At 71.6% G+C, this 26,328-nt stretch carries 23 protein-coding genes; 13 read left to right on the top strand and 10 right to left on the bottom strand.

Annotated features, from left to right (window positions below; all coding sequences use genetic code 11):
- Window positions 1–66 precede the first annotated feature (66 nt).
- The 3 genes from ACFXI4_RS09700 to ACFXI4_RS09690 form a co-directional block, all read right to left on the bottom strand.
- Entirely contained in the window at window positions 67–1,767 is a 1,701-nt protein-coding gene (locus tag ACFXI4_RS09700) for a PHP domain-containing protein (RefSeq protein WP_384989151.1), read from the bottom strand.
- A 224-nt stretch (window positions 1,768–1,991) separates the two neighbouring features.
- Window positions 1,992–4,184: a catalase/peroxidase HPI gene (gene katG, locus ACFXI4_RS09695; RefSeq protein ID WP_384989150.1), complete on the bottom strand. Its 2,193-nt coding sequence runs from the start codon at window positions 4,182–4,184 to the stop codon at window positions 1,992–1,994.
- 37 nt (window positions 4,185–4,221) lie between these two features.
- The gene (locus ACFXI4_RS09690; RefSeq protein ID WP_384989149.1) at window positions 4,222–4,659 is read right to left on the bottom strand and encodes a Fur family transcriptional regulator; all 438 of its coding nucleotides are present in this window, start codon (window positions 4,657–4,659) and stop codon (window positions 4,222–4,224) included.
- 185 nt (window positions 4,660–4,844) lie between these two features.
- On the opposite strand from ACFXI4_RS09690, the gene ACFXI4_RS09685 reads away from it, so the two are divergent.
- From ACFXI4_RS09685 to ACFXI4_RS09665, 5 genes are all read left to right on the top strand, one after another.
- Window positions 4,845–5,219 carry a sortase-dependent protein gene (locus ACFXI4_RS09685; protein WP_384989148.1) on the top strand — a complete coding sequence of 125 codons (375 nt, stop codon included), beginning with the start codon at window positions 4,845–4,847 and terminating at the stop codon, window positions 5,217–5,219.
- Window positions 5,216–5,824: a class F sortase gene (locus tag ACFXI4_RS09680; protein ID WP_384989147.1), complete on the top strand. Its 609-nt coding sequence runs from the start codon at window positions 5,216–5,218 to the stop codon at window positions 5,822–5,824. Before ACFXI4_RS09685 ends, ACFXI4_RS09680 begins: the two co-directional genes overlap by 4 nt.
- Window positions 5,825–5,918: 94 nt before the next feature.
- Window positions 5,919–6,410, top strand: coding sequence for an RNA polymerase sigma factor (locus tag ACFXI4_RS09675; protein ID WP_384989146.1), 492 nt, complete (start codon window positions 5,919–5,921; stop codon window positions 6,408–6,410).
- On the top strand, window positions 6,394–6,855 hold the full coding sequence (locus ACFXI4_RS09670; protein ID WP_384989145.1) for a hypothetical protein: 462 nt from the start codon (window positions 6,394–6,396) through the stop codon (window positions 6,853–6,855). The genes ACFXI4_RS09675 and ACFXI4_RS09670 overlap by 17 nt, the downstream gene beginning before the upstream one ends.
- A 301-nt stretch (window positions 6,856–7,156) precedes the next feature.
- Window positions 7,157–8,275 carry an acyltransferase family protein gene (locus ACFXI4_RS09665; RefSeq protein WP_384989144.1) on the top strand — a complete coding sequence of 373 codons (1,119 nt, stop codon included), beginning with the start codon at window positions 7,157–7,159 and terminating at the stop codon, window positions 8,273–8,275.
- A 4-nt stretch (window positions 8,276–8,279) separates the two neighbouring features.
- Here the strand turns inward: ACFXI4_RS09665 and ACFXI4_RS09660 are convergent, their stop codons facing one another.
- Together ACFXI4_RS09660 and ACFXI4_RS09655 are read right to left on the bottom strand one after the other, a co-directional pair.
- Window positions 8,280–10,412: a discoidin domain-containing protein gene (locus ACFXI4_RS09660; RefSeq protein ID WP_384989143.1), complete on the bottom strand. Its 2,133-nt coding sequence runs from the start codon at window positions 10,410–10,412 to the stop codon at window positions 8,280–8,282.
- 177 nt (window positions 10,413–10,589) lie between these two features.
- The gene (locus ACFXI4_RS09655) at window positions 10,590–11,294 is read right to left on the bottom strand and encodes an SDR family oxidoreductase (protein ID WP_384989142.1); all 705 of its coding nucleotides are present in this window, start codon (window positions 11,292–11,294) and stop codon (window positions 10,590–10,592) included.
- Window positions 11,295–11,576: 282 nt separating this feature from the next.
- On the opposite strand from ACFXI4_RS09655, the gene ACFXI4_RS09650 reads away from it, so the two are divergent.
- On the top strand, window positions 11,577–12,497 hold the full coding sequence (locus ACFXI4_RS09650) for an SGNH/GDSL hydrolase family protein (RefSeq protein ID WP_384989141.1): 921 nt from the start codon (window positions 11,577–11,579) through the stop codon (window positions 12,495–12,497).
- 67 nt (window positions 12,498–12,564) lie between these two features.
- The gene (locus tag ACFXI4_RS09645) at window positions 12,565–13,056 is read left to right on the top strand and encodes a peptidylprolyl isomerase (RefSeq protein ID WP_362732008.1); all 492 of its coding nucleotides are present in this window, start codon (window positions 12,565–12,567) and stop codon (window positions 13,054–13,056) included.
- Between the two features lie 43 nt (window positions 13,057–13,099).
- Here ACFXI4_RS09645 and ACFXI4_RS09640 read toward each other — a convergent pair whose 3' ends face one another.
- The 4 genes from ACFXI4_RS09640 to ACFXI4_RS09625 form a co-directional block, all read right to left on the bottom strand.
- The gene (locus tag ACFXI4_RS09640) at window positions 13,100–14,116 is read right to left on the bottom strand and encodes an MASE1 domain-containing protein (RefSeq protein WP_384989140.1); all 1,017 of its coding nucleotides are present in this window, start codon (window positions 14,114–14,116) and stop codon (window positions 13,100–13,102) included.
- A 73-nt stretch (window positions 14,117–14,189) separates the two neighbouring features.
- Window positions 14,190–15,014 carry a PP2C family protein-serine/threonine phosphatase gene (locus ACFXI4_RS09635; RefSeq protein WP_384989139.1) on the bottom strand — a complete coding sequence of 275 codons (825 nt, stop codon included), beginning with the start codon at window positions 15,012–15,014 and terminating at the stop codon, window positions 14,190–14,192.
- A 170-nt stretch (window positions 15,015–15,184) separates the two neighbouring features.
- A complete protein-coding gene (locus tag ACFXI4_RS09630; protein ID WP_384989138.1) occupies window positions 15,185–16,288 on the bottom strand; it encodes a GNAT family N-acetyltransferase in 1,104 nt (367 codons plus the stop codon).
- 304 nt (window positions 16,289–16,592) lie between these two features.
- Window positions 16,593–18,404, bottom strand: coding sequence for an FAD-binding dehydrogenase (locus ACFXI4_RS09625; RefSeq protein WP_384989137.1), 1,812 nt, complete (start codon window positions 18,402–18,404; stop codon window positions 16,593–16,595).
- A gap of 328 nt (window positions 18,405–18,732) precedes the next feature.
- Between ACFXI4_RS09625 and ACFXI4_RS09620 the strand changes: the two genes are divergently transcribed.
- The 5 genes from ACFXI4_RS09620 to ACFXI4_RS09600 are packed head-to-tail and all read left to right on the top strand — an operon-like array spanning window position 18,733 to window position 24,548.
- Window positions 18,733–19,824 (top strand): substrate-binding domain-containing protein, encoded by a 1,092-nt coding sequence (locus tag ACFXI4_RS09620; protein ID WP_384989136.1) that lies wholly within the window; start codon window positions 18,733–18,735, stop codon window positions 19,822–19,824.
- 35 nt (window positions 19,825–19,859) lie between these two features.
- Window positions 19,860–20,948, top strand: a complete 1,089-nt coding sequence (locus ACFXI4_RS09615) for a mandelate racemase/muconate lactonizing enzyme family protein (protein ID WP_384989135.1) — start codon at window positions 19,860–19,862, stop codon at window positions 20,946–20,948.
- Window positions 20,945–22,009: an ABC transporter permease gene (locus tag ACFXI4_RS09610; RefSeq protein WP_384989134.1), complete on the top strand. Its 1,065-nt coding sequence runs from the start codon at window positions 20,945–20,947 to the stop codon at window positions 22,007–22,009. Before ACFXI4_RS09615 ends, ACFXI4_RS09610 begins: the two co-directional genes overlap by 4 nt.
- Window positions 22,006–23,028 carry an ABC transporter permease gene (locus ACFXI4_RS09605; RefSeq protein WP_384989133.1) on the top strand — a complete coding sequence of 341 codons (1,023 nt, stop codon included), beginning with the start codon at window positions 22,006–22,008 and terminating at the stop codon, window positions 23,026–23,028. Before ACFXI4_RS09610 ends, ACFXI4_RS09605 begins: the two co-directional genes overlap by 4 nt.
- Window positions 23,025–24,548, top strand: coding sequence for a sugar ABC transporter ATP-binding protein (locus ACFXI4_RS09600; RefSeq protein WP_384989132.1), 1,524 nt, complete (start codon window positions 23,025–23,027; stop codon window positions 24,546–24,548). The genes ACFXI4_RS09605 and ACFXI4_RS09600 overlap by 4 nt, the downstream gene beginning before the upstream one ends.
- A gap of 57 nt (window positions 24,549–24,605) precedes the next feature.
- Here ACFXI4_RS09600 and ACFXI4_RS09595 read toward each other — a convergent pair whose 3' ends face one another.
- Entirely contained in the window at window positions 24,606–25,343 is a 738-nt protein-coding gene (locus ACFXI4_RS09595; RefSeq protein WP_384989131.1) for a GntR family transcriptional regulator, read from the bottom strand.
- A gap of 154 nt (window positions 25,344–25,497) precedes the next feature.
- On the opposite strand from ACFXI4_RS09595, the gene ACFXI4_RS09590 reads away from it, so the two are divergent.
- Complete coding sequence (locus tag ACFXI4_RS09590; protein ID WP_384989130.1) at window positions 25,498–26,235, top strand: YqjF family protein; 738 nt, start codon at window positions 25,498–25,500, stop codon at window positions 26,233–26,235.
- Window positions 26,236–26,328 lie beyond the last annotated feature (93 nt).

The following is a 26,328-nucleotide window of genomic DNA, read 5'->3' as shown; positions in this document are numbered from 1 at the left end:
GGATTCGCGGAGGGGGGGCCCCCCCCCGGCGGGGGGGGGGCCCCCCGACGGCGTGGTGCGGGGAGGTCATGCGGGCAGGACCCACATCGGGTTGGAGTAGAACCACAGGTCCTTCCACGGGTCGGCGTCGCCGAGGACGTCGATGGCCGGGCCCGCCGGGTCCACGGCGACACCGTGGATGCCGACCGCCGAGCGGTTGCCGTCGGTGCCGCGCAGCCGGACGTAGACCGGCTTGTCGAGGCGGCCGAGGGAGTACGTCAGCCTGACCGCACCGGTGGCCTTGTCGACCTCGAAGGACTTCACGACCTTGGTGGCGGGCGCGGCGAAGGTGTCCCTGTCGCTCACCTTGCCGGTGACGTCGCCCTGGATGACGTCGACGCGGGCCAGGGAGGGCACGAACTGGGACCAGTTGGGGCCGTTGGCGAGGCTGATCTCGATGACCAGGTCGACCTGGCTGCCCCTGCGGACCTGGAGCACGCCGCCGAGGGTCACCGCGCGCGAGCCGGAACGCAGCTGCGCGTTCAGGCCGCTGATCAGGCCGCCGTGGTCCACCCAGACCCGGCCGGCGCGGATCCCGTCCATGACGGCCTTGTAGGAGAAGGAGGCGGCACCGACGTGGGTGCGGGAGTACTGACCGGGCCAGAAGTCGGTGTCGGTGAGGCTTATGGCGCCGCCGTAGACCGGGTCGTCGTACCGGCCGTTGGTGTTGAAGTCGCTGTTCGGACCGCGCACCGAGCTGTCCGCGTACACGTTGTGGGAGTCGGAGTTGGCGGTGATCCACCACGGCTTGCCCTCGGCGAGCAGGCTGTCCCACAGGCCGCCGACGGTGGCGGTCATCCAGTCGAAGCCGCCCCAGGTGCGGTAGCTCTCCAGCGGGTAGCCGCCGAAGGAGTCCGCGCTCGGGCTGTTGTCGTAGATGCCGCGCGCGGAGCCGGGGCCGTTCGGCTTGGGCAGGCCGCCCGCCTGGTGGCCGGGTGCGCCCTCCATGCCGACGGCGATCGTCGGCTGGGCGTCGCGCCAGGCACGGATCTCGTGCGGGGAGTCGATGCCCTTGCGCGCCGGGTGGTTGGCGAGGAACAGGGCGTCCTTGACCTTGCGGCGCTGCACCTGCTCGGCGAGGAAGTTGAGGCCGGAGATGGCCAGCGCCTCGTTGGCCGGGGTGTTGGCGGAGGCGCCCTTGACCGAACCGTCGAAGGAGTTCTCGAACTCCTTGAGGACGGCGACCTCGTTCTTGCCGGGGTGGACGAAGACGGTGCCGTGCTCGGCGGCCGGGATGTTCCACTCCAGGCCCTGGAAGACCAGCGTGTCGTCGACCTCGTCACGGGCCGCGACGATGTCCGGGTTGACCTTCTCGACACCGATCCTGGCGTGCTGCTCGCTGCCGTGGTCGGTGATGACCATCCAGTCCAGGCCGTGCGCGTTGGCCTGGCGGACGTGGTCGGCGACCCGGTACTTGGCGTCCGAGCTGTACTGGGTGTGGATGTGGTGGTCGCCCGCCAGCCACAGGAAGTCGCCGGAGCGGCCGCTGTGGGAGTGGGAGGAGGAGACCGAGGCCGCCGCCTGACCCTCGCCGGCGAGGACGCTGCCGGCCGCGAGGCCCGCGCCCAGCAGACCGGTGCGGCGCAGCATCGAGCGGCGGGAGAGCTGTCCGGGCGTCAGTTCCTCGTCGGGGACCGACAGATCGAGGGCGGGCGGCAGCGACGAGGCGTCGGCGTCCGTGTCGTGGTGATGGTGGTGATGATGACCGTGACCGTGGCTGTGGCTCATGCGCGAACTCCCGCGGGCCGTCGGGCTGGGGGGTGACTCCAGGACGTGCAGAGTCTGCGAAGGCCGCGTGAACAACGGGAGGCGAGGTCATGGTGAGGTAAGGAACCGCTGATGTGCAGCAGACTGTGGGGAGTCGACACGCAAGAGCGGCGCGCGCGGACGCGAGGACGCCCGGGCCGGCCGGTGTGGCCGGCCCGGGCGTCGGGCACCGGGCGTCGCCCGGATCAGATCAGGTCGAACCGGTCCGCGTCGGCGACCTTCACCCAGGCGGCGACGAAGTCCTTCACGAACTTCTCCTTGGCGTCGTCGCTCGCGTACACCTCGGCGACCGCGCGCAGCTCGGAGTTGGAGCCGAAGACCAGGTCCGCGCGGGTGCCGGTCCACTTGACCGCGCCGGTGGCCAGGTCGCGTCCCTCGAACGTGGTCTGGTCCGCGGAGGTCGACTTCCACTCCGTGCCGTAGTCCAGCAGGTTGACGAAGAAGTCGTTGGTCAGCACGCCCGGGGTCTCGGTGAGGACACCGTGCTTGGACCCGCCGGTGTTGGCGCCGAGCACCCGCAGACCACCGACCAGGACGGTCAGTTCGGGGGCGCTGAGGCCGAGCAGGTTGGCGCGGTCCAGGAGCAGGTACTCGGCCGGCAGGCGGTTGCCCTTGCCGAGGTAGTTGCGGAACCCGTCGGCCGTCGGCTCCAGGGCCGCGAAGGACTCGGCGTCCGTGTGCTCGTCGGTCGCGTCGACCCGGCCGGCGGTGAAGGGCACCTCGATGTCCACGCCGGCGTCCTTGGCTGCCTTCTCCACGGCGGCGGCACCGCCGAGGACGATCAGGTCGGCGAGGGAGACCTTCTTGGCGCCGGAGTTGAACTCCTGCTGGACACCCTCCAGGACGCGCAGCACCTGGGCGAGCTCGTCGGGGTCGTTGGCCTCCCAGCCGCGCTGCGGCTCCAGGCGGATCCGGGCGCCGTTGGCACCGCCGCGCTTGTCGCTGCCGCGGTACGTCGAGGCCGACGCCCAGGCGGTGGAGACGAGCTGCGAGACCGTCAGGCCCGATTCGAGGAGCCTGGCCTTGAGGGCCGTGACGTCGGCGGCGTCGATGACCTCGCCCTCGGCCGCCGGCAGCGGGTCCTGCCACAGCAGGGTCTCCGCCGGGACCTCCGGGCCGAGGTACAGCGACTTCGGGCCCATGTCACGGTGCGTCAGCTTGTACCAGGCCCGGGCGAAGGCGTCCGCGAACTCCTGCGGGTTCTCGTGGAACCGGCGGGAGATGGGCTCGTAGATCGGGTCGAAGCGCAGCGACAGGTCGGTGGTGAGCATCGTGGGCAGCTTCTTCTTCGACGCGTCGTGCGCGTCGGGGATGATCGCCTCGGCGTCCTTGGCCACCCACTGCTTGGCGCCGGCCGGGGACTCGCTCAGCTCCCACTCGTAGCCGAAGAGGATGTCGAAGAAGTCGTTGCTCCACTGGGTGGGCCTGGTGGTCCAGGTGACCTCCAGACCGCTGGTGATCGCGTCCGCGCCCTTGCCGGTGCCGTAGGTGCTCTTCCAGCCGAGGCCCTGCTGTTCGATCGGCGCGCCCTCGGGCTCGGCGCCCACGTTCTCCGCGGGGCCGGCGCCGTGGGTCTTGCCGAAGGTGTGGCCACCGGCGATGAGAGCGACGGTCTCCTCGTCGTTCATCGCCATGCGGCGGAAGGTCTCACGGATGTCGCGGGCCGCGGCGATCGGGTCCGGGTTGCCGTTGGGGCCCTCCGGGTTGACGTAGATGAGGCCCATCTGGACGGCGCCGAGCGGGCTCTCCAGGTCACGGTCGCCGGTGTAGCGCTGGTCGTCCAGCCAGACCTTCTCGGGACCCCAGTAGACGTCGTCCTCCGGCTCCCAGACGTCCTCGCGGCCGCCGCCGAAGCCGAAGGTCTCGAAGCCCATCGACTCCAGGGCCACGTTGCCGGTGAGGATCATCAGGTCGGCCCAGGAGATGGCCTGGCCGTACTTCTTCTTGACCGGCCACAGCAGTCGGCGGGCCTTGTCCAGGTTGCCGTTGTCCGGCCAGCTGTTGAGCGGGGCGAAGCGCTGCTGGCCGGCGCCGGCGCCGCCGCGGCCGTCGGAGATGCGGTAGGTGCCGGCGCTGTGCCAGGCCATCCGGATCATCAGCGGGCCGTAGTTGCCGAAGTCGGCCGGCCACCAGTCCTGCGAGGTGGTGAGCACCTCCGCGATGTCCCGTTTCACGGCGGCGAGATCAAGGCCCTGGAACGCCGCGGCGTAGTCGAAACCCTCGTCGAGCGGGTTCGCGACGGCGGGGTTCTTGGCAAGGATCTTCAGGTTGAGCCCCTCGGGCCACCACTGGCGGTTGCCGCCACCCTGGGTGGGGTGGGGGGCGCGGTCGTGCGCGACCGGGCACTTGCCCGCGGCGTTCTCCTGGGTCTCGGACATTGGGGGAAATCCTTCCGGAAGGGGCGGATCGGCGTACTCAGGAATTACTGACGGTGGAGCAGGCGGGGCACAGGCCCCAGTAGATGACCTCGGCCTCGTCGATGGCGAAGCCGTGGTCGTCCGAAGCGGTCAGGCACGGCGCTTCGCCGACCGCGCAGTCGACGTCGGCGACGACACCGCACGACCGGCACAGGACGTGGTGGTGGTTGTCGCCGACGCGTCCCTCGAACCGGGCCGGACTCCCGGCCGGTTCGATACGGCGTATGAGTCCGGCCGTGGTGAGCGCGTGCAGCGCGTCGTACACGGCTTGAAGCGATATGTGGCCTACGCGCTCACGGACGCCCGAGGCGACCCCTTCGACGTCGAGGTGGTCGCCACCACGGACGGTCTCCAGCAGCGCGACGCGGGCGGCCGTCACCCGCAGGCCGACACCACGGAGCTCGTCGGCGGTGGTCGGGGGCTGGGATGCGGTCATGGCGCCAACCTACTCGCATAAACACGAGTGATTCAAGAAAACAAACAGTTCAAGTTTGATGCCGGCGCCCCCGGAGAGGGCTTTGCCGTCTCTTTACAACCCGTTCCGGTGCCGGGTCGTCTCTCCGCTCGATCAGTTGCCCAGCCCGCCCTGACCGCCGCGGGCCGACGAAAGAGAGCGTCTCCATGCGCCGAACTGTCCTGACCGCCACGGCACTCGCCTGCACCGCCGTCCTGGGCGGCACCGTGCCCGCGTTCGCCGACGGCAGCAGCCCGAGCCCGGCCTCCACCGCGGCACCGTCCACCCGCCCCTCCGCGGAGCCCTCCCCCGTCCCCTCCGAGGTCCGGTCCGCCGAGCCCACCCGGGTCTCGACCCCCGCGCCCGCCCGGGACCGGCGCCAGGTCGCGGCCGTGCCCCAGGGCGCGCCCGACACCGGGGTGGCCGAGCCGTCCTCGGACTCCGGGACCGAGAGCGCCCTGATCGGCGGCGGCGCGGCCGCGGTCCTCGCCGCCGGCGCCGTGGTGTTCGCCGCGCGTCGCCGCCGGGCGACCGGGGCATGACCTCGCTCTCCAGGCGCGCATTCGTCTCCGCCGCCACGGCCTCGCTGCTGGCGGGCTGTGCGGGCCGGACGGCCCACGGGACGGCCGGCGCCGTCCACAGCGAGCGGCCGCCGGCACCCTCGTCGTCCGCCGGCCCGGCCGCGCTCGGGCGTTCCGTGCCGGTCCGGCTGCGCGTCCCGGCGATCGGCGTCGACACCCCGCTGCTGCGGCTGGGGCTGGCGGCCGACGGCACGGTGCAGGTGCCGCCGGTCACCGCGCACGACCGGGCCGGCTGGTACCGCCACTCCCCCACTCCGGGGCAGGTCGGCCCGTCGGTGATCCTCGGCCATGTCACGGTCGGCAGCTACGGCGACGGCGTCTTCCGCCGGCTCGCGGAGCTGCGCCGGGGCGAGCGGGCCGTGGTGCGTCTGGAGAACGGCCGGACGGCGGTGTTCACCGTCGACGAGGTGCGTACGGTCGCCAAGGCCGCGTTCCCGACCGAGGACGTGTACGGGGACGTGGACCGCCCGGAGCTGCGGCTGATCACCTGCGGCGGCCCGCGGGGCGGCGACGGCTACCTCGACAACGTGATCGTCTTCGCCACGCTGAGCGGCACGACGGCCTGACCCGGCCGAGGAGGATGCGGGACCGGTGGAACGCACCGGTCCGGTCCCGCATCCTCCTCATCGTCCTCGCCGAGCCCTTCGACCCTGGAGAACGTTGAAACGGTCCCGTGACAAGGCGGCGTCCGAGCTGTTCGCCGCCCTGTACCCGCGCCTGGCGGGCTGGTGCCGCCGTCTGGTCGACGACGACGAGACGGCGCACGAGATCGCCTCGGAGGCCTTCACCCGGCTGTGGGCCCGGTGGACGTCGGTGGAGGAGCCCCGCGGGTTCCTCTACGTCACCGCGGCCAACATCGTCCGGGACCACTGGCGCAAGCTGGAGCGCGAGCGCCGGACCGTGCGCCGCGTCGGCTCGGAGGCCGCCACCCGCCCGCACCCCGAGCAGGCCGATCCCTCGGTACGGCTGCTGGTGCAGTCGCTGCCGGAGCGACTGCGGGTTCCGATCCTGCTGCACTACTACGCTGACATGCCGATCCGGGAGGTGTCCGTGCTGACCGGACGCAAGGAGGGAACCGTCAAGGCCGATCTGCACGCGGCCCGTGAACTGCTCCGCGGCCATCTGAGGAGAAGCCTTGACCACACGCTTTGACGAGGAGCCGGAATTCGACGGCCCCGACGATCCGCTCACCGTCGTCCTGCGACCGCCGGCCGCCTATCTGGGCCCGCCGCCGGGCCGGTACGAGGAGATCCGGCGGGCCGCGGGCCGCCGTCGGCTGGTGCGTGCGGCGGCCGGGGCGGGAGTGACGTGTGCCGTCGCCCTCCTGGTGGCCCTGCCGACGCACCTGGCGTCACCCTCCGCGCCGGTGTCCCCGCAGGTGCCGCTCGCGCCGCCGGCCGTCAGCCCGACGGAACCTCCGCACCGCACCCCGGCGTCCCCGGCACCCCGCAGCTCCACACCGGGCCCCAGCACCGCGACCGGCCGCGACCGCACCACGCAGGCCCCCGGCCGTGAACGGTCGACGGCTCCGTCGGCGATGCGCAGCGCACCGTCCGAGGACCGGCGCAGGGACGCCGTCACCCCCTCCCGCATCTAGCCGCGTCAACTCGGCAAAGAGACGCATCACCCGTTCGTGCCCCCGCGTTTCGGCACGCCGTCGGTGGTGCCCGCACACGGGCCGGGGCGTCGGGACGGGGGACGGGCCGCCCCGGAAGGGTCGCGGACCGTGTCGGCCGTCCGGGTAGGGTCGCACCCGCCCGTCCGGCCGCTGCGGCCCGTTTGGCCGAGGCCACCGCTCGGCGTTGGTGTGACGTTTCGTACGAGGCCGGAATGAAAGGTGCGGAACGGGCAACGCTCCGTTCCATGCTCCACGCGCGAACCCTCCGGCAGGTGACCAGATGACGACGGCGACCAAGGCCCCCGAGACCGCTCCGGCCGCCGCGCCACCGTCCCGGACCCAGCCGTCCGCCCCCGCCGGCTCGCTGCCGTCCCTCACCGGGCTCAGATGGATGGCCGCGGTGCTGGTCTTCGGACTGCACGTGCACAACTTCCGGTACTTCGGCGGTACCGGCGCCCGCTTCATGTCGTGGGGGTTCGAGGCCGGCGCGTCCGGGGTGTCGTTCTTCTTCGTGCTCTCCGGGTTCGTGCTGATGTGGTCCGCGCGGCCCGGCGACCGGGCGGGGCGCTTCTGGTGGCGGCGCGTCGCCCGGGTCTACCCGGTGCACCTGGTGACGGTCGCGATCGCCCTGCTGATGGCCCTCACGCTGCCCCGGCAGCCGAGGCCGACCCTGCCCCAGGGACTGGCCGACGTCTTCCTGGTGCACTCCTGGTGGCGGCCGTGGTGGCAGACCCTGGACCCGGTCAGCTGGTCGCTGGCCTGCGAGGCGTTCTTCTACGCCGGCTTCCCGCTGCTGGCCCTGGTGCTGCGCCGGCTGGACGCGCGGGGCGCCAGGCTGCTGGCCGCCCTGTCCGTCCTCGCGGTGCTGGTGCTGGCCTGGACGGACGCCCACCACTGGTGGGACCAGCCGATCAGCTCCTTCCCGGCGGCCCGGCTCCCCGAGTTCGTGCTCGGCGCGGCCACCGCGCGGCTGGTGCTGCTCGGCCGCTGGCGCGGCCCAGGCCTGGAGGCCTCGCTGGCGCTGGCGGTCATCGGTTACTTCCTGGTCCCGCAGATCACCGACGAGTACGCGGCGACCGCCTGCACCATCGTCGGATTCGCGCTGCTCATCCCGGCGGCCGCCCTCGCGGACCTGCGCGGGCTGCCCTCGCTGTGGCGGCGCCGGTGGCTGGTGCGCCTCGGGGAGCTGTCGTTCGCGTTCTACATGGTCCATCTGCTGGTGCTGCGGACGGGCACCCACCTGCTCGGTACCCGCCCGCGTTTCGGCCTGCTCACCGGCGCGGCCGCCGCCACCGTCGCGTTCGCCGTGTCGCTGGGCCTGTCCTGGCTCCTCTACGAGGGCGTGGAACGGCCCGCGCGACGGCTGCTGCTGCGTCCGTCCCGGCGGACGACGGCCTGACCGGCTACGGGAACTGCGTCACCTTGGAGGGCACGGTACTGGTCCCCGACGTCGGCGATCCGGTGGTGTTGACGACGTGGGCGTACTGGCCCATGCCGCCCAGCGAGATCACCAGCAGGTCGTGCATCTTGATCCCCGAACCGGTCGGCACCTGGAAGCCGTTGGACTGCACGATCGACGGATCGGCCGTGTAGTTGCAGTAGCTGCCCAGCCCCCACGCCTCGTGGTTGGTCACGGTGTCGGCGACCTTGTAGGCCGCGTAGCCGACGACGCCGTCGTGGGTGATGGCGGCGGCGTTGGGGGCGTCGTAGGCCTTCTCGTTCTGGAAGAAGATCGTGCGGCCTCTCTCGCCCTGCCAGTAGACGTCGTACTTGTTGAAGTGCTCGACGAACAGGCCGGTGGCGAGGACGTCGTTGCCGTTGACCCGGAGGCCGTAGTCGGCGCGGTTGGTGGTCCAGCCGACGCCGCTGCCGTGGTCGGCGCGCCACAGCCAGGTGTGGTCGATGATGACGTTGTTGCTGTTGACGACCACGGAGTTGGTGGCCAGGCCGGGTCCGGCGCCGCCGACGCGGACGAACACGTCCTGCATGCTGGTCGGGTTGGCGGAGTGGTCGGCGGTGGATCCGGCGTCGCCGATCCGCAGCAGGGTGTCGGAGTTGACCGAGCCCGCGTCGATCAGGAACCCGGCGAGCTTCACGCCGTCGACGTCGGCGACGTGCATGGCGTCGACGCCGTTGTCCGGGACCAGGGTGGCCAGGCCCAGGCCGAGCACGACGGTGTTGGCGCGGGTGACGTTGATGGTCTGGTCGAGGTGGTAGACGCCCGGGGTGAAGAGCAGGTTGAGGCCCTGGGCGAGAGCCTGGTTGATGGTGGCCGCGGTGGCGCCGGCCTTGACGACGTAGAACTGGTCCAGCGGGACGGAGGTGCCCGCGTTGGCCGGCCAGGAGACGCCCCGGGCGTTGGTGCGCTTGGCCGGGACGAAGACCTTGTAGGTGCTGCCGTCCAGGTACAGGAACGGCTTCTCGCGCGAGACGGGGGTGGTGTCCAGCGTGGTGTACGGGCCGGAGTCGAAGTTGGTCGCGGGGGCGCCCTGGACGCCGGTGAAGGTCATGTTCCAGACGCCGTTGGTCCATCCGCCGACCGAGCTGTCGCGGGTGTACCACTGCTGCTGGGAGTACGGGCCGACGGTGCCGTCGATCTTCGAGTCGGCGATGTACCCGCCGGAGGCCCAGCCGTAGCCGTTCGGGGCCAGGTTGAGACCGCCCTTGACGTGGACGCGGCGGAAGGGGGCCGCCTGAGCCACGGCCCACCGGTCCGTCCCGTTCGACGGCGTGATGGCGAGGTTCTCCGCCGAACGCCAGAAGTTCTGCGTGGCGTTGCCGTTGAACCAGCCGGCGTCGACCGTGACGTCACCGTTGATCTGCGTGTCGTCGGGGTTGAGACCGAGACCGGAGATCGAGGTGTAGAAGCCGATCTGGGCGTTGATGCCGTTGTAGGTGCCCGGCTTCAGCAGGAACTGGTAACGGCCGCTGCCGAACTGGGCCGACTCCTGCTGGGCGAACACGGAGTCGAACTTCTGCTGGAGGTTCGGCGTGGACGGGTCGACGACGATCACGTTCGGGCCGAGGTCACCGCCGCCCTGGACCGGGGGCGTGCCGGTGGTGCTGCCGAAGACCTGGAACTCCCAGAGCGAGTAGCCGTACTGGGTCGCGCGGTGCACGCCCTGCATCCGGACGTAGCGGCCCTGTCCGGACACGGCGAGGGTGTCGGTGCCGCCGTCCCCGCCGGTGACCGACTTGAGGTCGGTCCAGCTGCTGCCGTTGGCGGAGATCTGGACCTTGTAGTCCTTGCCGTAGGCGGTCTCCCAGTTGAGGACCACCTGGGTGACCGTGGCGGTGGAGCCCAGGTCGACCTGGAGCCACTGGTCGTCGGTGAAGGCCGACGACCAGCGGGTACCGGTGTTGCCGTCCACCGCGTTGCCCGCCACGGTTCCGCCGTTCTCCTCGGAGGAGGCGGTGGCCGTCTTCCCCTGGGACAGGGGGGTGTCAGCGGCCTGGGCCGCCGGTGCGTGCACGGTGGGTAGGGCGAGCAGCGCTGCCATGGCGGCGAGCGCGACGCCCAGCGATCTCAGTCTCATCAGCGGCTCCCTGAATTGGGCACGGGACGCACTCGACCGGCACGCCCCACTGCTTAGTTCAGGTTTTGATTTAAGTGGTGAGGCAACTGGGCGACAACCCTTCGGCACCGGATTTTTCGCCGGACTCCCCCTCCGCGGTGGCGCGGAGGGGGCCGGCGGGCGGGCCGGGGGCCGAGGTCACCGGGCGGCGAGTCGCTCGTACATGGCGGCCGGGTCGCCGGACAGAGCACCCTTGACCCAGCGGGTGAGATCGTCGGCGAGCACCTCGTAGGCGTCCGACTCGACGCCGTCGAGGGCCGCCACGGCGATGTCCTGCGGGCTGGTCTTGGGCGCGTCGACGTGGGCCGCCATGTCGGTGTCGACATAGCCCATGTGCAGGCCGGTGACGCCGATGCCCTGCGGCTGGAGCGCCTGGCGCAGGCTGTTGGTCTGCGACCAGAACGCCGCCTTGGAGGCGCTGTAGGCGCCGCCTTCGGCCAGCCAGGACAGCACCGAGTGGACGTTCAGGATGTGGCCGCCGCCGTTGCGCCCGATCACCGGGACGAAGGCGCGGGTGAGCAGCAGCGGGCCGTAGAAATTGATCTCGAACTCGCGGCGGATGTCGTCGAGCGAGGAGGTCAGGAAGCGGGTGCCGGTGGCGACCCCCGCGTTGTTGATCAGGACGGTGACGTCCTGGGCCTGCTCGGCGACGGCGGCCACGGAGTCCGGGTCGGTGACCTCCAGCGCCAGCGCCACGGCGTCCGGGTGGGTCACCGAGCGCGGGTCGCGGGCGGTGGCGTAGACCTTGCCGGCGCCGCGCGCGTACAACTCCTCCACCAGCGCTTTTCCGACGCCCCGGCTGCCGCCGGTGACGAGGACGACGGAGTCCTTGATCGCGGTCATGACACTCACACTCCAGACTTGGCACGGCGGAAACCGATCGGTTTCCGACTGGTGCGACCATAGTAAACCGATCGGTTTCCGGCTTCAATCGCACACGGCCGCATCCGGCCGCCGTCCGCCGCGGACTCCCTTGCGGGCAGGGCGGGTTACTCGATCCAGTTCATTGCGTCCGACCTCTGGCTCCGGACTCCTACCGGGCGGTATACAGACCCCCGACACACGCGTACGGGCCGCCCGTCGGGACCGGTTCCGCGCGCGTCCCGGTTCCAGGGGGGAATCTCCATGGCGTACGGCACCCCGTCCGACGGTTCGGCGAGACGGCACCGGCGGAAGGCCACCGTGGCGGCTGCGCTGGGCGGCTGCGCCCTGGTGGCCGCGTCCACGACACCGGCCGCGGCACACGGCGGCGGGCACCACGGCGGCCACGACCGCGGCACCAGCTACGCGGCGCTCGGCGACTCCTACACCTCGGGCCCCGTCATCCCGACACAGGTCGACGCCGACTGCGCCCGTTCCGACCACAACTACCCCTCGCTGGTGGCGGCCGCCCGGCACGTCAGCGCGTTCAAGGACGTGAGCTGCGGCGGTGCCACGACCGCGGAGATGTGGAAGGCGCAGGGCACCAACGGCCCGCAGCTCGACGCCGTCCGGCGGGACACCGACCTGGTGACGGTCCAGATCGGCGGCAACGACATCGGTTTCAGCTCGATCATCGGCACCTGCGCGACGCTCAGCGCCACGGACCTGACGGGCAATCCCTGCCAGCGGTACTACAACGCCTCCGGCACCGACCAGCTGACGCTCAGGATCGCGCAGACCGCCCCCAAGGTCGACAAGGTGCTGCGGGCCGTGCACGCCCGGGCCCCGCACGCCCGGATCCTCGTCGTCGGCTACCCCGACCTGCTGCCCGACGACGGCAGCGGCTGCTACCCGACGGTGCCCTTCGCCGCCAAGGACTTCCCCTACCTCCGGGACGTCGGGAAGCGGCTGAACCTCATGCTGCGCGCGGTCGCCGCGTGGAACGGCGCCCGGTACGCGGACACCTACGGCCCGACCGTCGGCCACGACATGTGCAAGGCCCCCGCCGACCGCTGGATCGAGCCCCTCCAGCCCACCTCACCGGCGGCTCCCGCCCACCCCAACGCCAAGGGCGAGGCGGCCATGGCCCGGGCCGTGCTGGACCGGCTGGAGCGGCGGTACTGACCCGACACCCCGGCCCGTCGCCACCCATGGGAGGGGCCGGGGGACGGTTCGCGATAGGTTGACCTGCATGAGCGACAAGGTTTACTTCGACATCTCGATCAACAACGAGCCGGCCGGCCGGATCGTGTTCAACCTGTTCGACGACGTGGTTCCGGACACGGCCCGCAACTTCCGTGAGCTCGCCACCGGGCAGCACGGCTTCGGCTACGCCGGTTCCGGCTTCCACCGGGTCATCCCCCAGTTCATGCTCCAGGGCGGTGACTTCACCCGCGGTGACGGCACCGGCGGCAAGAGCATCTACGGCGAGAAGTTCAAGGACGAGAACTTCAAGCTCAAGCACGACCGCAAGTACCTGCTGAGCATGGCCAACGCGGGCCCGCACACCAACGGCTCGCAGTTCTTCGTCACCACCGTGCTGACGCCGTGGCTCGACGGCAAGCACGTGGTCTTCGGCGAGGTCGTCGAGGGCTCGGACATCGTCGACAAGATCGAGGGCTACGGCACCGCCAGCGGTTCGCCGAAGGCCGAGATCAAGATCACGGCCAGCGGCACCGTCTGACCACGGCACCCACCAACGCAACGGTGACCGGGCGCGTACCCGGTCACCGTTCGTCTCTCGCGCGCCGGAGTTCCTCGGCCTCCGGCGGCGGGGCGCGGCCTGCCGGGTGATCGTGCGCGGTGAGGTGTTCCAGTGCCTCGGCCAGCTCCTGGCACGCCTCCTCGACGGAGAGCCGGGTGTTGCGCTGCTCGGTGATCACGGCCGACAGCAGCAGCGCGGTCAGCGCCAGCGAACCGTTGAACAACTGAAGCTTCAGCATCACCTGGATGTGGGACAGCCCGGCGAACGCGCCGGTGCCGTCCGTCGCGGCGACCGAGGCCGTCACCGACGCGAACAGGGCGCACAGCATGCTGCCCGCCAGCCGGAATCGCAGCGCGGCCCAGACCAGCAGCGGATAGACCAGGAAGAGCGCGCTCAGGGAACTGCGCGTGGCCACCGGGACCAGGACCGCCGCCGTGACGGCGAGAGCCAGGACCTCCTTCCAGCGGTTGAGCGGCGGGGGCCAACGGGCGCCGAGCAGCACCAGCAGGACCGGGGTGACGATCAGGACGCCCATGGCGTCGCCGACCCACCACGACAGCCAGATGGGCCAGAAGTGCGTCGCGGCGAGCTTGCCGGCGAGGATCAGCGTGAGAACGCCCACGGTGGGGCTGATCAGCATGGCGGCCATCGCCCCGAGGAACACCAGGGCGAGGCCGTCCCGCAGCCGGCCCAGGTCGGTGCGGAAGCCGACCCGGCGCAGCATCAGGTACGCGCACACCGGCCCGGCGGTGTTCCCGAGGAGGATGCCCACGACGTCGGGCCCGGGCGTGCCGAGCGACAGGACGAGGAAGAAGGCGCCGAGCATGATGCCCGGCCAGCAGCCCAGGCCGAAGACCAGCAGACAGGCCAGCGCGACTCCGGTCGGCGGATAGACGGGGGTGAAGACGGCGCCCTCGACGTCGAGCCGGCACAGCAGGCCCAGCCGCCCTGCCGCGAAGTAGCAGGCGGCGACGGCCAGCGTCCGGAGGGCGAAGGCGGCCGGCCGGCGCTGTTGCTGGATACCCACCACAGCAGCCATCAGACACCGATCCGCCCTGGTCGGCGAGGCGAATGCGGCCCACGACTGACACGCCCCGCCGGTGTCCGGGGCGTCAGGGCACGCGGTCGATGCCGTCGTGGCCCAGGACCAGGACCGCCGCGTCGTCCTCGTGGCCCACCTGTTCCGCGCCCTTGATCACGGCGGCGGCCAGGGAGTGCGCCTCCAGGCCCGCTACGGCGGCGATGCCGGCGAGCCGTACCACCTGGTCGAGCCCCTCCTGCACACTCATCGACGGCCCCTCCACCACCCCGTCCGTGAGCAGCACGAACATGCCCCCGGTGGTGAGCCGGAACCGGGACACCGGGTACTCGATTCCGGGCTCGATGCCCAGCGGCGGCCCGCCCTCGTCCTCGCCGATCCCGGACTTCCCGTCCGCGGTGGCCCAGACGAAGGGGATGTGACCGGCCCGGGCGCTCTCCAGCACCCCGGTCTCCGGGTCGAGCCGCATGAAGGTGCAGGTGGCGAAGAGGTCGTTGCCCAGGGAGATCAGCAGGTCGTTGGTCCTGCTGAGCAGCTCGCCCGGCTCGCCGGTGACCGAGGCGAGCGCCCGCAGCCCGGCCCTGACCTGGCCCATGAAGGCGGCCGCCTCGATGTTGTGGCCCTGGACGTCACCTATCGTCAGGCCGATGCGGCCGTCGGGCAGGGTGAAGGCGTCGTACCAGTCGCCGCCGACGTTCAGCCCGTAGGTGGCGGGCGCGTAGCGGACGGCAAGGTGGAAGCGGGGGGTGTCGGGCAGGTCGCGGGGCAGCATCCCGCGCTGCAGGGCGATGGCCAGCTCGACCTGGGAGCGCTGGTACTCGGCCCGCTCGCGCGCCTGAGCGGTGAGCGACCTGAGTCTGATCAGCAGCTCGTCGTCCATTGAGCGCTTGCGGGGCATGGATCACTCCGGCCGGGGCGGCGGCCTTACCAGGGCAAACCGTCAGATTTCGCCTTTACAGGATCATAGTCCGAATGGCGGCCGAGTGATCGGTCACACCGGCGGCCGCCGGACACGGCGGGCCGCCGCGGTCCTGCCCACGGGGCGGCCCGGCGGGTGGGGCGGGCCCTTCACTCCTCGCGGATCCCGTCGGTGCGGCGCGCGGCCCGCAGGGTGCCGACCTTCCTGAGCAGCCGGTCCGCCGGCTCACGCAGCCTGGCATGGGCGAGGACCGTGTTGCGCAGCCCACGGACCGGGCGGCGCCACATCCGGTGCGCGGCGGCCACCGGGTGGGCCCGGGTGACGAACCCCTCACCCACCCGCAGTTCCCGGGTCTTGAGCCAGTCCTTGTACTCCTTGTCGCCGCGCCCGAGGTCGACGTGGGTCACACCGCCGCGCGCCGCGCTCTCGGCGGTGCGCAGACGCATCATCAACCCGGGTGAGCAGTAGTGCAGATCGGGGTCGTAGGCGGTGAACCAGGCGGCCAGTACGGTGCTCGAACGCGGTCCGAAGTGCGCGGCCACCGGGCGGTCGCCCGCGTAGAGCACCGAGAGCACGCCGGTGAAGTGGTCGTCGCGGACGTGGAAGAGGTGGTCCACCAGGTCGGCGATCCAGGGGCGGGCGAAGCGGTCCATGCGTCCGGTCCGCCGGTACTGGGCCGACTTCCAGCGCATCAGCGTGCGCAGCGCCGCGGGGTCGCGCTCGTCCCACTCGAAGCGCAGGTCGCCGATGTCGCGGCCGAGGCGCCGTTCCTTCTCCAGCGTGGTCTTCGCCAGGCCCGGATAGGTGGCGCGCAGCCACTCGGGGTAGCCGCCGTCGCCGGGTTTCACGTCGATCACCGGCGAGGCGAAGGTGCCGGTGACATGACCGGCGAACGGCCGCTGCTCGGCGACCAGATGATCGAACTCGAAGATGGACGTGCCGCACGCCCTCAGCAACTCCTGGGCGTCCCAGGTGACTCCGGGACGGTGCACCAGCGCCTGGCAGCCGGAGAGGCCGAGGCCGACGGCCCGGCCCACGCCCAGGGGGTTGCGCTCGTAGGGCAGGAAGCCGACGGGTTCGCCGGCGTCGCGCAGGACCGCCACCCGAACGCCCCCGCGGTGTCTGCCGACCCCGATGGCGAACTCCGGGGCCAGGAAGGGATTGGCGTACTCCGGTGACTCGTCCATCGCCTGGTGCCAGGCCCGGCGGAGCGACTGGGTCAGCTCGCCGGGTCTGTGGATCGTGATGTCCACCTCAGATCAACCGCCCTTCGGCTGACGAGGTGTGTGGCGCACGGTTGCGGGTCCCGCTCCCGGACGGGCCTCTGCACTGACCTCTGGATCGCATGGGCGACCGCTCCCCCCATAACGCGGATTCCGCGTCCTGCCGTTGCCGCGAACAGCTCCTGCTCCTCGCCGTACGGCGTCCGTCCGTGACCGGCGACGGCGTCGCCGGTCCGGAGGTGTCACTCAGACGTCGCGAAACAGTACGCACACTGTCAAGGGTGCCACTGTCACGGCGGGACGGGGGGTGACTCGGACTTTCCCGCCCTTTCCGTCAGGTCGCCGTCGCGGCGGCCGCCGCCCGGCCCGCCTGGCGGCCCGAGAAGAGGCAGCCGCCGAGGAAGGTGCCCTCCAGCGAGCGGTAGCCGTGCACCCCGCCGCCGCCGAAGCCCGCGACCTCACCGGCTGCGTACAGCCCGGGCACCGGGGAGCCGTCGCTGTTCAGGACGCGCCCGGAGAGGTCGGTCTGGAGGCCGCCCAGGGTCTTGCGGGTGAGGATGTTGAGCCGGACGGCGATCAGCGGGCCGGCGGCGGGGTCGAGGATCCGGTGAATCGGCGCCGTACGGCTGAGGGAGTCCCCGATGTAGCTCAGGGCGTTGCGGATGCCCTGGACCTGGACGTCCTTGGTGTAAGGGTTGTCGATCTCGCGGTCGCGGGCCTCGATCTGCCCTCTGAGGTCGGCGAGGTCGATGAGGTTGTCGCCGGTCAGCTTGTTCATGCCGGTGACGAGGGCGGCGAGGTTGTCGGCGACCACGAAGTCGGCGCCGTTGTTCTTGAACTTCTCGATGGGCTCGGGGGTCTGCCAGATCCGGGACAGCAGCTGCCAGACGTTCTTGTTGGTGAGGTCGGGGTTCTGCTCCGAGCCGGAGAGCGCGAACTCCTTGGCGATGATCTTCTGGGTGGTGACGAACCAGGAGTAGTCGTAGCCGGAGGCGGTGATCGACCCCAGCGTGTGCAGGGTGTCGTAACCGGGCACGTCCGGGGAGTTGAACCGGCGGCCCTTCGCGTCGAACCACATCGAGGACGGGCCGGGCAGGATGCGGATGCCGTGATTGGGCCAGATCGGGGCGTAGTTGCGCAGGCCCTCGGTGTAGTGCCACATCCGGTCGGGGTTGACGATCCGCCCGCCCGCCTGCTGGGTGATGGCCAGCATCCGGCCGTCCACGTGCGCGGGGACCCCGGTCACCATGAACTTGGGCGCGGTGCCGAGCCGGGCGGGCCAGTTCTGCCGGACCAGGTCGTGGTTGGCGCCGATGCCGCCCGAGGTGACCACCACGACCGGTGCCCGCAGTTCGAAGTCGCCGACGACGGTACGGCTGCTCGGAGTGCCCCGGGCCGCGCTGCTGGGCTCCAGGACCGCGCCCCGCACGCCGGTCACCGCACCCGCGGTGGTGACCAGCCCGTCCACCCGGTGACGGAACTTGAAGGCGACCTTGCCGGCGGCGACCGCCGCGCGCACCTTCTTCTCGAACGGCTCGACGACGGCCGGGCCGGTGCCCCAGGTGACATGGAAGCGGGGCACCGAGTTGCCGTGGCCGTCGGCGAGACCGCCGCCGCGCTCGGCCCAGCCCACGATCGGGAACCACTGCACGCCGAGGCCGGAGAGCCAGGAGCGCTTCTCGCCGGAGGCGAAGTCCACATACGACTGGGCCCACTTGTAGGCCCAGTGGTCCTGGCCCTTCGGGTCGGCGACGCCCCGGTCGAAGCCGGCCGCGCCGAGCCAGTCCTGCCAGGCGAGGTCATGGGAGTCCCTGACCCCCATCAGCCGCTGTTCGTCGGAGTCGACGAAGAACAGTCCGCCGAAGGACCAGAACGCCTGGCCGCCCAGGCTCGCCTCCGGTTCCTGGTCGAGCAGCAGCACCTTGCGGCCGGCGGCGGCGAGTTCGGCGGTCGCGACCAGACCGGCCAGGCCGTGGCCGACGACGATCGCGTCCGCGTCCTGGGATTCGGCGGCGAACGCCCCCGTCTGGCCGAGGGCCACACCGGCGAGCGTGCCGCCGGCCACCGTCAGCACCTGACGGCGGGTGAAACGGGACGGCCGGTCGGTCCCGTTGACCGGACCGGCGCCTGCTCTGGGATTGTCCATGGGTGGGGGTGCCTTCCGTACGGATGCGGGCGGTGCGGGAGACAGGTCTGAGACTGCCGGGACGGCAGGGTGTTACCGACGGTAGCCCAAGGTGGCGGGCGGCGGCCAGGGTTCTGCACACGGGGATTGTCAGATATCTCAAGGCGTCGGCAGACGCTCGATGAGCAGACGATTTCCTATAGGATTCGCGAAACGCGAGGGCGATCGCATGCGAGCCAGCCCACGTCATCCCTGATCAAGTCGGATCCTGCCACAAGCCTTGACGCACACGTCCCACTGACCCACGATCTCCGCAATGCTTTCCTATCTGATTTCGCAGGGGTGGGCGATGCGCTTCCCGACCAGATCCGTGCTGCCCGGGCTCCTCACGGCGGCCCTGCTCGTCGCGGGGACCGCGGCCTGCACCTACCGCAACGCCCCCGGCCCCGCTGCCGGTTCGGCCACGGCGGCCCAACGGAAAGGCGGCGGGGCCGAGTTGGCGGACGGCTCGCGGACCGAGGTGGCCCTGGTGCCCGGTGGCGCGCATCCCTACTTCCAGCCCTGGAAGGCGGCCGGCGCCGCCGCGCGGAAGACGTACGGCCTCGGGTCGGTCACCTTCGACGAGACGGCCGAGTGGGACCAGCAGAAGCAGAACAACCTGCTGTCCACGCTCGCGGCGCGCGGCTACAACGCCTTCGGGGTGTTCGGAGTCTCCCCCACCGACATCAACACCACCTTCGCGGACCTCACCTCGCAGGGCTTCCCGGTGGCGTCACTGGGCTCCTGTCCGGCCGGCCCGACGGACGAGGCCGACTTCTGCCTCTCCACGGACGTCGAACTCGCCGCCTACAAGGCCGCGAAGGCCGCCGTCGAGGCCATGGGCGGTACGGGCACACTGGTCCACCTGACCGGCAACAACGTCGACGCCAACACCCAGTTGCGGATCAAGGGCGTGGCCCGGGCCGTCAAGGAGTCCGGCGGCAGGGTGCGGCTCCTGCAGACCGTCACCGACATCGACACCGACCTGCAGACCGCGCAGAAGGCGGTGTCCGACCTGATGGCGGCGAAGGGCGACCGGATCACGGGCATCGTCGCCACCGCCTACAACCCGGCCGTGGCCGCCGCCGACGCCGTCAGCTCGTCCGGTTCGAAGGCCAAGGTCGTCGCCATCGACGACGACGCCAAGATCCTCGGCGGTATCAGGCAGGGCACGGTCACCGCGACCGTCGTACAGAACCCCACCGGTCAGGCCGAGATCGGCACCTGGGCGCTCGCGCTGCTGCAGACGAAGCAGTGCACCATGCGCGACCCCGGGGTGGAGGTCGACTCCGGCTCGTTCGTCGTCACCGCGGCGAACGTCGCCGACTACGACCGGGCCCGGCAGGAGAAGACCAGGCGGCTGAAGACGGAGTTCGCCGACAAGTACCTCGCGTGCGGCTGACCGGCCGGCGGGAGACCGACAGAGAACGGACATCGATGAGCCTCATCACGACAGCGACCGCCAGGCTGGCCGACATCGCCGTCGAGACGGACCGTACCGACGCGGTGCAGTCCTTCGTCAAACAGGAGACGATCCTGGTGGACCTGGAGACGGCGGACGGTCTCACGGGGACCGGATACGCCTACACGATCGGCACCGGCGGCAGCTCCGTACTCGCCCTGCTGCGCGACCATCTGCTCCCCGCCCTGCCCGGACAGGACGCCCGCAACGTCGAGGCCCTGTGGCAGCGGCTGTTCGCCCTGACCCGGGCGACCACCACCGGCGCCCTCACCTCCCTCGCCCTGGCCGCCGTGGACACCGCCCTGTGGGACGTGCGCTGCAAGCGGGCCGGGGAACCGCTCTGGCGGCTGGCCGGCGGTCACCGCCAGGAGGTACCGGTCTACGACACCGAGGGCGGCTGGCTCCATCTGAGCACCGAGGAACTGGTGAAGGGAGCCCTGCGGGCCCGGGAGGCGGGCTGGGCCGGCGTCAAGATCAAGGTGGGCAGGCCGCATCCCGCCGAGGACGCGGAGCGGCTGCGCGCCGTCCGCGAGGCGGTCGGTCCCTCGCTGCACGTCATGACCGACGCCAACCAGTCCCAGACGGCGTCCTCGGCGCTCCGGCTGGCGGCCGCGCTTCAGCCGTACGACCCGTACTGGCTGGAGGAGCCGCTGCCCGCGGACGACGTCAGCGGACACGCCGGGCTCGCGCGGGCGACCCGGATCCCCGTGGCGGTCGGCGAGTCCCTGTACTCGCTCATGCAGTTCCGCGGCTACCTGGAGGCCGGTGCCGCCTCGGTCGTGCAGGTCGACGCCGCCCGGGTCGGCGGTATCACCCCGTGGCTGAAGGTCGCGCACCTGGCGGAGAGCCACAACGTGACGGTCTGCCCGCACTTCCTGATGGAACTGCACGTCAGCCTCGCCGCCGCGGTGCCCAACGGCGGCTTCGTCGAGTACATCCCGCAGTTGCGGGCCGTGACCCGGACCGAGCTGGCCATCCGAGACGGCCTGGCCGTGGCTCCGGACGTGCCGGGCATCGGCGTCGACTGGGACCTGGACGCGCTCGACGACCGGAGGGTGGCATGACGACGTCGATCAGCCCTCCGGACACCGTCCGGCCGGAGCGGACGGCCGGTCACCGGATGCCGTTCTGGGTCAACCAGCGGCTCGGCCTGGTGGTGCTGGTCGTCGCGCTGGGCATCGTGTTCGGCGCGCTGCGGCCCGCCTTCCTCGACCAGCGTCTGGTGCTCTTCCCGCTGTTGCGGGACGTGGCCACCCTGACCGTGGTGGCCCTCGCCCAGATGGTCGCCCTGTCCGTGGGGCACATGAACCTCGCGGTGGGACGGATGGCGGCGTTCGGGGCCATGTTCGCGGGTCTCGGCTACGACAGGCTCCATCTGCCCATGCAGGCGGGCCTGTTGCTGTGCCTGGTCGCGGGCGCGGCGATCGGCGCGGTCACCGGCTGGCTGATCGCCCGCACCGGCGTGAGCTCCTTCGTCGTCACGCTGGCCATGGACTTCGCCCTGCTGGGCCTGGTCTCCCTCATGTACTCGGCGCTCACCGAGGACGCCGCCTTCACCGTCCGCCCGGCCGGAATCGACGCGCTGCGGTCCTACTCCCTCGCCGACATCTGCGCGGGGCCTGTCTGCGGCTCACCGGCGATCCCGCAGCTGGCCCAGTTCACCCTGCTCGCCATGCTCGGTCTCGGTCTCCTGTACGGCACTACGCGCATCGGGAGGGAGCTGCTGCTCACCGGGGCGAACCCGGCCGCCGCCGAGCTGTCCGGCATCCCCACCGGTCGCCGGGTCCTGCTCGCCCACAGCCTCTCCGGGCTGCTCGCGGCACTCGCCGGCTTCATGGCCGCCGCCGGGACGGGCACCTTCCGGGCCTCCATCGGCGACGACTTCATGCTGCCGTCCTTCCTGGGCGCGGTGCTCGGCGGCACCCTGCTGACCGGCGGGGTGGTGTCCGTCCTCGGTTCCCTGCTCGGTACCGCTCTGGTCGGTGTCATCCGCAAGGGGCTCGACCTGCTCGGCGTCGGTCTGGAAAGCCTGAACATCTACCTCGGCTGCATCCTGTTGCTCGCCCTGTCGGCCGACCGGATCCGCACCGCGGTGTCCTCTCGCAAGGTGGTGCGCTCCGCATGACCACGATCCGTGATCTGCGCGGCCGCGCGGCCGCGCCGGTGCACCGGTTCTCCCGCACCACGACGGCCGTGCTGCTGCTGGTGGTCGTGGCCGGCTCGGCGGCCCTGGAGGTGGCGTCGTCGGGTTCCTTCTTCGAGGGCCCCTCCGTACGGGTCTTCCTGCAGTACCTGGCCACGCCCATCCTGATCGGCCTGGCGCAGATGGTGGCGCTGTGCGTGGGCCAGCTCAATCTCGCCGTCGGCGCCCTGGGCGGCTTCACCGCCTGCCTGACGGGCGTCCTCATGGCCGACCACGGGGTGCCCGCGGTGGTCGCCGTGCCCGTGGGCCTGCTGACGGCGACCGCCGCCGGCATGGCCACCGGTGTGGTCATCGTGGCCACGCGGATCAACGGTTTCATCGTCACGCTCGCCACCATGACGATCCTGCTGGGCGCGCAGTACCGGCTCGTCGGCACCCGTACCGTCGACGGGTACGCCCCCGCCCTGCGCGACCTCGGCACCGCGGCACCGCTGGACGTCCCGCTCGTCTTCGTCACGGCGATCGTCGCGGCGGTCCTGCTGGGCGGTTTCGCGTACCGCACGGTCGCGGGGCGGCGGCTGCTCGCCGCCGGCGGCAATCCCCTGGCCGCCCGGCTGTCCGGCATCTCCACCGACCGGCAGATCGTGGTCGCGCACACGCTCTCCGGACTGCTGGTCGGGGTGGCCGCCGTCACCGCGACCGCCTCGCTGCCCGGCGTCAACCGCAGCGTCGGCGGTGACTGGCTGCTGCCGAGCTTCGCGGCGCCGATCATCGGCGGGGTCGCGCTGACCGGTGGCTCGATGGCCGTGTTCGGGACGGTGCTGGCGGCTTTCGTGACCCGGCTCATCGACGCGGCCCGCGCCCAGTTCTCGCTGGACCCGAGCTGGGTGAACCTGCTGATCGGGCTGGTCGTGCTCGGTACGGTCGCGGGCGGCCACCTGCACCGGGCGCGGCTGGCGAGGACCACCACGCCGGCACCACGACCGGGAGGTGCGCGGTGAGCGCGGTCCTGCTCGAATGCCACGGCCTCGTGAAGGTCTTCCCCGGGGTGCGCGCCCTGGACGGCGTGGGGCTGCGGCTCACCGCCGGCAGCGTGCACGCCCTGCTCGGCGAGAACGGCGCCGGCAAGTCCACTCTCATCAAGGTCCTGACCGGGGTGCACGCCCCCGACCGCGGCACCCTCACCTGGTGCGGCGAACCAGTCGGGTTCCGCTCGCCGTTGGAGGCCGCCCGCACCGGAGTCGGTGTCGTCCACCAGGAACGCAACCTCATCCCCGGCTTCTCGGTGGCCGAGAACATCACCCTGCAGAAGCCGCCCGCGCGCCGGGGACTGGTCGACCGCGCGGCCATGACCGAACCGGCCGTCGCCTGCCTCACCGAGCTGGGCGTGGACCTCGACCCGGACCGGCCGGTGCACGAACTGTCCGTCGCACAGCAGCAGTTGGTGGAGATCGCCAAGGCCCTGTACACCGAGAGCCGGGTGCTGCTCCTGGACGAGCCCACCGCCTCCCTGTCCCCCGAGGAGACGGAGCGCCTGTTCGGGGTGGTCCGGCGGCTGGCCGAACGCGGAGCCTGTGTGGTGTTCGTCAGTCACAAGCTGGAGGAGGTGTTCGCCGTCTGCGACACCGTCACGGTGCTGCGGGACGGGAGGTCGGTGCTGGAGTCCGCGCCGCTGGCCGAGCACACCCACGACGACGTCGTGGGCCTCATGGTGGGCCGCGCCCACACGGCGGCGGCGATGCGCCCGCGTACGGTCGACGGGTCCGCCGAGCCGGTCCTGGAGCTGGCCGCGGTCGCCACGGCCGGCGGGCACCGGGACATCAGCCTGGCGGTACGGCCAGGAGAGATCGTCGGCCTGTACGGGCTGGTCGGCGCCGGACGCAGCGAGCTGGTCAAGGCGGTGCTCGGCCTGGACCGCATCACCGGCGGCGAGGTGCGGGTGCACGGCAGGCCGGTGCGGATCGCCTCGCCGCGGCAGGCGCTGCACGAGTTCGGCATCGGGTACGTGACCGAGAACCGCAAGGAGGAGGGTGTCTTCCTGGAGCAGCCGGTCCTCCGCAACATCACGGTGACGGTCTGGCGGCGGCTGGCCGGGGCCCTCGGCTTCGTCCCGGCGGGCCAGGAGCGCGCCGTCGCCCAGGACCTCGTCGACCGCCTCGGCATCCGTATCTCCGGGCTCGGGCAGAACGCCGGAGAACTCTCCGGCGGCAACCAGCAGAAGGTCAGTCTGGCCAAGTGGCTGGCCGCCGACACCCGGTTGCTGGTCGTCGACGAGCCGACGGTGGGCGTCGACGTCCGCACCAAACGCGCCTTCCACGAACTCCTCTGGGACCTGGCCCACGACGGCCTGCCCATCCTGCTGATCAGCAGCGATCTCGCGGAGATGGTCACCCTCGCCGACCGGATCGTCGTCATGACCGACCACCGTGTCCGCGGCGAGGTCCGCAACGACCGGGACTACGACCGGATGAGCGGCCGGATCATCCGCCTGATCCACGACGGTGACGCGGTGCGCCCGTGAGGCGGGCCGCGCGGACGGCACCGGGCGGAGGGTGGGCGAGGGCGGACCGCGTGATCCTCATGGAGCAGCCGGCCCGTCGCCGCCGCCGTCCTCGACGCGCTGGCGCTCCATGCTGCGGGTGAGGTGCTCGGTCATCGCCTCGGCCGCCCGCTCGGGGTTGCGGCGCAGTACCGCCCGCACGATCCGCTCGTGCTCGGCGACGGTGGGGCCGCCGGCGCCCACGACGTCGCCGAGCCGGAAGATGTGCAGGTGGGCGTGGAGGCGTTGCACGGCGTCCGCGAGCAGCGGCCGGTGTGCGGCCCGCCCGATCGCCTCGTGGAAGCGCTGGTCGAGCACGGCGAAGTCGCGGTAGGACGCGTACCGGCCGTTCGGGCTGGGCTGGGTCTGCATCTCCTCGACGATCCTTTCGAGGTCGTCGAGCTGGTCCTCGGTGGCGTGGGCGGCGGCCAGGGCCGCGGCTCGGGGCTCCAACAGCAGCCGCATCTCGAAGAGTTCCGCGAGGCCCTGCCGGGTCAGCAGCTCCGTGGCCCGGTATCCGGACAGGGCGCGCTTGACCACCAGGCCGTCGGACTCCAGCCGGGCCAGGGCCTCGCGGACCGGGGTGGGCGAGACCTTGAGGGCGCGGGCGAGCGCGTCGATGCCGACGCGGGCGCCGGGAGCGATCTCGTGGTCCATGACCATCGCCTTGATGCTCTCGTAGACGCTGTCCGACAGCGCCTGCCGGACGGGAGCGGGCCCGCCGTGCTCCTCGCCCTCGGCCGGGGCCCCGGCCGCGGAAGAGCTGTGCGACGGCATCCCGGCTCCTCGTCTCAAGGCCTGTGTGTCGCGCACAGTTTACCCAGGTGGGCGGGGTGACAGGCGGGAGAGTCCGGATCAGGCGGGGCGGGCCGGCACCCGGCGGGCGTCGCCCCGGCACCGTCGCACGCACGGGCGTGCTATGACCCTGTCCATGGAACCCGAGCCGATCACCACCGCCACGCCACGGCCCGTGCGACGGCCGACCCAGGTGCAGGGCTGGCACGAACTCACCTTCCTGCACTGGCCGGTGGAGCCGGAACGGGTGGCGGGGCTGCTGCCCGCCGGCACCCGGCCGGACACGCTGGACGGGATCAGCTATATCGGCCTGGTTCCGTTCCTGATGCGGGGCGCCGGTCCGGGCCCTGGCCCCGGGCTGCCGTATCTGGGGACCTTCTGCGAGACGAACGTACGGCTGTACTCGGTGGACGAGCAGGGCCGGCGCGGAGTGGTGTTCAGGTCCTTGGACGCGTCGCGGCTGATCCCCGCGCTGGTCGGCCGGCTCGGGTTCCGGCTGCCCTACCTCTGGTCCTCGATGCGGGTACGCCGCGAGGGCGGGACGATCACCTACACCTGCCGGCGGCGAGGCCGCCCGGCCACCGGCAGCCGGGCGGTGGTACGGATCGGGCCGCCGATAACCGATCCCTCTCCGCTGGAGCACTTCCTGACCGCGCGCTGGGGGCTGCACGCCGGCTGGCACGGGCACACCTTGCACCAGCCGAACGAGCACCCGCCCTGGCCGCTGCACCGGGCCGAACTCCTCAATCTGGAGGATGACCTGGTGGTGGCGGCGGGGCTGCCCGCACCCCCCGGGCCGCCGGTCAGCGTGCTCTGGTCCCCGGGAGTGAGGGTGCGGTTCGGGAGACCGGCACTCCTCCGGCGGGCCAGGTAAAGATTTCGTATGGTCTAGTCCAAAGCGCACTTTGGTCCAGTCCAATCTATTGACGTGATCGCGACACCTCCGGAAGCTGGGGCACCACCCCCA

The organism is Streptomyces sp. NPDC059224 (genome assembly GCF_042754285.1).
In the GTDB taxonomy this organism is placed as follows: domain Bacteria; phylum Actinomycetota; class Actinomycetes; order Streptomycetales; family Streptomycetaceae; genus Streptomyces.
Note: the sequence above shows the minus strand (reverse complement) of the source record. Positions and strands in the feature narration are given on the sequence as shown.